Consider the following 208-nt stretch of genomic DNA (forward strand, 5'->3'; position numbering starts at 1 on the left):
GTGAAGAAGTGGCAGGAGCGCCTGGAGGACGGCCACGCGGAGACCGGCCACCGCCGCAAGACCACTGTGCTGCGCAAGCCGAAGACCGCGGTCGCTCCGGCCGTCAGCCAGATCGCCGCGCAGAAGCAGACGCTGGTGGGTGACGAGCCCGGCGACGGCCGGCCCCTGTGGCTGCTGCGGGAGATGAAGTGGGCGTCGACCGAGTCCG

General features: G+C 71.6%; 1 pseudogene. It reads left to right on the top strand.

The annotated features are described in order from the left end of the window. Window positions 1–208 (top strand): annotated as a pseudogene (locus SZN_RS37460) (hypothetical protein); the annotation flags it as partial.

Origin of the sequence: Streptomyces zinciresistens K42, assembly GCF_000225525.1 — a bacterium.
GTDB lineage: Bacteria > Actinomycetota > Actinomycetes > Streptomycetales > Streptomycetaceae > Streptomyces > Streptomyces zinciresistens.